Source organism: Lentzea sp. NPDC006480 (assembly GCF_040611995.1).
Classification (GTDB): domain Bacteria; phylum Actinomycetota; class Actinomycetes; order Mycobacteriales; family Pseudonocardiaceae; genus Lentzea.
In genome coordinates, this window is sequence record NZ_JBEXPJ010000306.1 from 1 (window position 1) to 4,412 (window position 4,412).

General features: G+C 67.6%; 6 protein-coding genes and 1 pseudogene. 1 reads left to right on the top strand and 6 read right to left on the bottom strand.

The features are described from left to right. The 6 genes from ABZX92_RS45250 to ABZX92_RS45275 form a co-directional block, all read right to left on the bottom strand. Window positions 1–340: RNA polymerase-binding protein RbpA (locus tag ABZX92_RS45250; protein WP_355572266.1), on the bottom strand; the 340-nt coding region annotated here is incomplete at its 3' end. A 66-nt stretch (window positions 341–406) separates the two neighbouring features. Continuing rightward, on the bottom strand, window positions 407–652 hold the full coding sequence (gene secG / locus ABZX92_RS45255) for a preprotein translocase subunit SecG (protein ID WP_045316962.1): 246 nt from the start codon (window positions 650–652) through the stop codon (window positions 407–409). A gap of 95 nt (window positions 653–747) precedes the next feature. Beyond that, entirely contained in the window at window positions 748–1,536 is a 789-nt protein-coding gene (gene tpiA, locus ABZX92_RS45260) for a triose-phosphate isomerase (protein ID WP_355572268.1), read from the bottom strand. Next, window positions 1,536–2,729: a phosphoglycerate kinase gene (locus ABZX92_RS45265; protein WP_355572270.1), complete on the bottom strand. Its 1,194-nt coding sequence runs from the start codon at window positions 2,727–2,729 to the stop codon at window positions 1,536–1,538. The genes tpiA and ABZX92_RS45265 overlap by 1 nt, the downstream gene beginning before the upstream one ends. 16 nt (window positions 2,730–2,745) lie before the next feature. After that, window positions 2,746–3,750, bottom strand: coding sequence for a type I glyceraldehyde-3-phosphate dehydrogenase (gap, locus tag ABZX92_RS45270; RefSeq protein WP_045316964.1), 1,005 nt, complete (start codon window positions 3,748–3,750; stop codon window positions 2,746–2,748). Window positions 3,751–3,864: 114 nt separating this feature from the next. Beyond that, window positions 3,865–4,074, bottom strand: a complete 210-nt coding sequence (locus ABZX92_RS45275; RefSeq protein ID WP_355572272.1) for a hypothetical protein — start codon at window positions 4,072–4,074, stop codon at window positions 3,865–3,867. A 125-nt stretch (window positions 4,075–4,199) separates the two neighbouring features. On the opposite strand from ABZX92_RS45275, the pseudogene ABZX92_RS45280 reads away from it, so the two are divergent. Then, a pseudogene (locus ABZX92_RS45280) lies at window positions 4,200–4,412 on the top strand (hypothetical protein); the annotation flags it as partial.

The following is a 4,412-nucleotide window of genomic DNA, read 5'->3' on the forward strand; positions in this document are numbered from 1 at the left end:
GCTCTTCCCGCTGCCGCCGAAGCTTGGCGAGCGCCTCTTCGAGGATCGCCTCCCCGTCAGCGTCAGACCGCCGCTCCTTCACGTACGCAAGGTGCGTCTTGTACGGCTCGTTGCGCGGAGGCGCGGGTGGCGTCTGCTCGTCCCGCCCTGCTGGCAGGCCGCAACGCGGGCAGTCCCAGTTCTCCGGCACCTCGGCGTCGACCGCAAAGGATGGCCGGGACTCGTGACCGTTCGCGCACCAGTACGACACCCGACGGCGGGGCGCGGACTCGCCGCGCTCCGATTCGCCCATCGGGCCTGCGCCGACGCGGGTACCGCGAATCGCGTTACCACCGGACATCGACCGTTACACCCCCACCAAGTGGTTACCCCAAGCCCCTGAGGGCTTCTGCCGCTGAACGGTTGATCAGCTACCCGCGCCGGGCAGCTTGATCAGCAGTCCGATGCCCACGATCGCGATGATCCAGACCGCGCCGACGAAGAGCGTCAGGCGGTCGAGGTTCTTCTCGACGACGGAGGAACCGGACAGACTCGACTGCATGCCGCCGCCGAACAGCGAAGAAAGGCCGCCACCACGGCCGCGGTGCAGCAGCACGAGCAGCACCAGGAGCACGCTGGAGACGATCAACAGGATCTGCAGGAACAGGACCATTTCTTCCTCACTGACAGGCAGCCGACGCCATAGAGTACCTGTTCGACTGCCGAACGTGTGCAACCACTTGGGTGTGCGGGTTTATTCAGATCAACTTAGGGTAGAGGGCCGCCGGCAGCCAGAGCGCACAGCTTGGTGAATTCGTCCGCCTGAAGGCTCGCACCGCCGACAAGTGCGCCGTCGATGTCCTTCTGCGCGATGAGCTCACCAATGTTGGACGACTTCACCGAACCGCCGTAAAGCACGCGAACGACGGCCGCGGTCTCCTCGCCGTACTTCTCCGCCACGAACGAGCGGACCAGCGAGCACACCTCCTGCGCGTCGGCGGAAGAAGCGGTGCGCCCGGTGCCGATCGCCCACACCGGCTCGTACGCGAACACGATCTTGGCGACCTGCTCGGCGGTGAAACCGGCGAGACCGTCCTCGAGCTGCTGGCGAACCAGCTCCAGGTGGCCGCCTGCCGTGCGCACGTCCAGCTTCTCGCCGAAGCAGAAGATCGGCGTGATCTCGTTCTTCAGCGCGGCCTTGACCTTGGCGTTGACGATCGCGTCGGTCTCGCCGTGGTACTCGCGGCGTTCGGAGTGACCGACCACGACGTAGTGGCAGGCCAGCTTCTTCAGCATCGCGCCGGAGACCTCGCCGGTGTAGGCACCGGAGTCGTGCTGCGAGAGGTCCTGGGCGCCGTACTTCAGCAGCAGCTTGTCGCCGTCGACCAGCGTCTGGATGCTGCGGATGTCGACGAACGGCGGGAGAACGGCCACCTCGACCTTGGCGAAGTACTTCTCCGGCAGGGAGAAGGCGATCTTCTGCACCAGGCCGATCGCTTCGAGGTGGTTGAGGTTCATCTTCCAGTTGCCCGCGATGAGCGGGAGCCGGGCTGCCATCAGGACTCCAAAACGCTGATGCCGGGGAGTTCCTTGCCCTCAAGGAATTCCAGTGAAGCCCCGCCACCCGTGGAGATGTGCGAGAAACCGTCCTCGGGCAGACCCAGCGCGCGGACGGCCGCCGCGGAGTCGCCGCCACCGACGACGGTGAACGCCTCGGACTTGACCAAAGCCTCCGCGACGGCACGCGTGCCACCGGCGTAGGCCTCCTGCTCGAAGACGCCCATCGGCCCGTTCCAGAACACGGTCTTCGCGTCCGCCAGCTTCGACGCGAACAGCTCGCGCGACGCAGGGCCGATGTCCAGGCCCATCTTGTCCGCGGGAATCGCGTCGGTCGCCACGACGTCGTGCTCGGGGTTGCCGAACTTGTCGGTCACCAGCACGTCGACCGGCAGCACCAGCTCGACGCCGCGCTTCTCGGCCTCGGCGAGGAAGCCGCGGACGGTCTCCAGCTGGTCTTCCTGCAGCAGCGAGCCGCCGACCTCGTGGCCCTGGGCCTTGAGGAACGTGTACGCCATGCCGCCACCGATGAGCAGCCGGTCGACCTTGGCCAGCAGGTTCGCGATGACGCCGAGCTTGTCGGACACCTTCGCGCCGCCGAGCACCACGACGTACGGGCGCTCCAGGTCGTCGGTGAGCTTGCGCAGCACGCGCAGCTCGGCCTCGACCAGACCGCCGACGTACGCGGGCAGCTGCTTCGCCACGTCGTAGACCGAGGCCTGCTTGCGGTGCACGACACCGAAGCCGTCGGACACGAACGCGTCCGCGAACGCGGCCAGCTCGGCGGCCAGTGCCTCGCGCTCGGCGTCGTCCTTCGAGGTCTCGCGGGCGTCGAAGCGGACGTTCTCCAGCATCACGACGCCACCGTCGGTCAGCGCGGCCACGACGGACTTCGCGGACTCGCCGACGAGGTCCGAAGCCAGCGGGACCTCGGTGCCGAGCAGCTCACCGAGGCGAGCGGCGGCCGGGGCCAGCGAGAACTTCGGGTCCGGCTCGCCCTTGGGGCGGCCGAGGTGAGCGGTGACGATCACGCGGGCGCCGGCGTCGGCCAGGGCCTTGATCGTCGGCACCGACGCGCGCACGCGGCCGTCGTCGGTGATCTTGTCGCCATCGAGGGGGACGTTCAGGTCGGCGCGCACCAGGACGCGCCGACCCGCGACACCCTCGGCGAGCAGGTCGCTGAGAGTCTTCAACGCACTAACTCCGAACTCAGATCTTGGACGCGACGAGCTTGACCAGGTCCGCGAGGCGGTTCGAGTAGCCCCACTCGTTGTCGTACCAGCCGACGACCTTGACCTGGTTGCCGATGACCTTGGTCAGCGGCGCGTCGTAGATGCACGAGTGCGCGTCGGTGACGATGTCGGCCGACACGATCGGGTCGGTCGAGTACTTGAGGATGCCGGCCAGGGCGCCCTCGGCGGCGGCCTTGTACGCGGCGTTGACCTCGTCGACGGTGACCTCGCGCTTGAGCGTGACGGTCAGGTCGGTGGCCGAGCCGGTGGGGATCGGCACGCGCAGCGCGTAGCCGTCGAGCTTGCCCTTGAGCTCCGGCAGCACCAGGCCGATGGCCTTCGCGGCACCGGTCGAGGTCGGCACGATGTTCAGCGCGGCGGCGCGGGCACGGCGGAGGTCGCTGTGCGGCGCGTCCTGCAGGTTCTGGTCCTGCGTGTACGCGTGAATCGTGGTCATGAGGCCCTGCTCGATGCCGAAGCTGTCGTGCAGCACCTTGGCGAGCGGCGCGAGGCAGTTCGTGGTGCAGGAGGCGTTCGAGATGATCGTCTGCGAGCCGTCGAACTTGTCCTCGTTCGCGCCGATGACGACGGTGAGGTCCTCGTTCTTGGCCGGCGCGGAGATGATGACCTTCTTGGCGCCGCCCTCGTCGACGTGCGCGCGGGCCTTGGTGGCGTCGGTGAAGAAGCCGGTGGACTCGACGACGACGTCGACGCCCAGGTCCTTCCACGGCAGCTTGCCCGGGTCGCGCTCGGCCAGGGCCTTGATGACCTTGCCGTCCACGGAGATGCCCTCGTCGGTCACCTGCACGTCAGCGTCCAGACGGCCGAGGATGCTGTCGTACTTGAGCAGGTGGGCCATGGTGGCGACGTCACCGAGGTCGTTGAACGCGACGATCTCGATGTCGTGGCCGCCGGCCCTCACGGCGCGGAAGAAGTTGCGCCCGATGCGACCGAAACCGTTGACACCTACACGAACCGTCACGACGGACTCCTTGCGTTCGACTGGCAGGAACAAGCCCACCCTATCTGCCGAACTGCGCCGCTGGTCACAGGGATAGTGCGGATCTCTTGATCGAGCCAGAAAAATGGCCCCTGATTAGGCCGTTCGGCGGCGCAGCGCGCGGAGCATCCAGAGGTACGCGCTCAGCTCCTCCGCGGCCTCCGCGGCGGTGCGGCACGCCTCCGGGCTGTTCTCCTTCGCGTCCCCGCCGACGACGGCGACGATCCGGGCGAGCCACTCGTCCACCACCGCCCTGTCCTGCGGCGGCACGAGGGAAGCGCTGGGCTGTCGGATCTGCGCGGTCATGACCGGACCTCCTGAGTCGGTGGCGGCGGCAACCTGGCGAGATCATGTCCATCATTCGAAGGGGCTATCAATACCCCGAAACAGCGGGTGTTACGGACCGTTACGCGCCGGTACGGTCATTCCTCATGACGGCCAATGCCGCCTGTGTGACATGTGGAAACCCGCTCAACGACACGGCAACGGGACGGCGCTACTGCTCCAACGCGTGCCGTCAACGTGCCTATCGCGAACGCAGCTCGACACGGGACGACCTGCCGCATGACTCGGCCGTGCCCGCACCGCTCGACACGTTCGTCGGCCGCCGCGAGGAGCTGGTGGCGCTGGGGCGGCTCTGCGCG

What these genes read in the sequence shown, in the direction of transcription:
- secG (WP_045316962.1), bottom strand. Translation starts at nt 652, where the DNA reads ATGGTCCTGTTCCTGCAGATCCTGTTGATCGTCTCCAGCGTGCTCCTG.
- tpiA (WP_355572268.1), bottom strand. Translation starts at nt 1,536, where the DNA reads ATGGCAGCCCGGCTCCCGCTCATCGCGGGCAACTGGAAGATGAACCTC.
- ABZX92_RS45275 (WP_355572272.1), bottom strand. Translation starts at nt 4,074, where the DNA reads ATGACCGCGCAGATCCGACAGCCCAGCGCTTCCCTCGTGCCGCCGCAG.